General features: G+C 56.1%; 1 protein-coding gene. It reads left to right on the top strand.

All coding sequences use genetic code 11. The annotated features are described in order from the left end of the window. Positions 1-24 precede the first annotated feature (24 nt). On the top strand, positions 25-674 hold a 650-nt coding region (locus MD273_RS19300), incomplete at its 3' end, for a pyruvate kinase (RefSeq protein ID WP_239039260.1).

Genomic DNA, 674 nt, shown 5'->3' with positions numbered 1-674 from the left:
CTTGTATGTACCCTAGGCCCAGCGGTGGCTAGTGCAGAGGGAATTCTGCGTTTGGTAGAAGACGGCATGGATGTTGCTCGCCTCAACTTCTCCCATGGTGACCACCCAGATCATGAGCAAAACTACAAGTGGGTCCGCGAGGCGGCGGAGAAGACTGGCCGTGCAGTCGGTATTCTCGCAGACCTCCAAGGACCGAAGATCCGTCTTGGCCGTTTCACTGACGGCGCAACCGTGTGGGAAAACGGCGAGACCATTCGGATCACCGTTGACGATGTAGAGGGAACGCACGATCGTGTGTCCACCACCTACAAGAATCTGGCAAAAGACGCGAAGCCAGGCGACCGCCTGCTCGTTGATGACGGCAAGGTTGGCCTCGTCTGCGTTTCCGTCGAAGGTAACGACGTCATCTGTGAGGTTGTTGAGGGCGGACCAGTCTCCAACAACAAGGGTGTTTCCCTGCCAGGTATGGATATTTCCGTACCTGCACTGTCCGAAAAGGATATCCGTGACCTGCGCTTCGCCCTGAAGCTCGGCGTGGACTTTATTGCACTGTCCTTCGTACGTTCCCCAGCAGATGCTGAACTCGTTCACAAGATCATGGACGAAGAAGGTCGTCGTGTTCCTGTGATCGCCAAGCTGGAAAAGCCAGAGGCTGTCACCTCCCTCGAGCCAAT

It is taken from the genome of Marinobacter sp. C7, assembly GCF_022343555.1.
Taxonomy (GTDB): Bacteria; Pseudomonadota; Gammaproteobacteria; order Pseudomonadales; family Oleiphilaceae; genus Marinobacter.
Note: the sequence above shows the minus strand (reverse complement) of the source record. Positions and strands in the feature narration are given on the sequence as shown.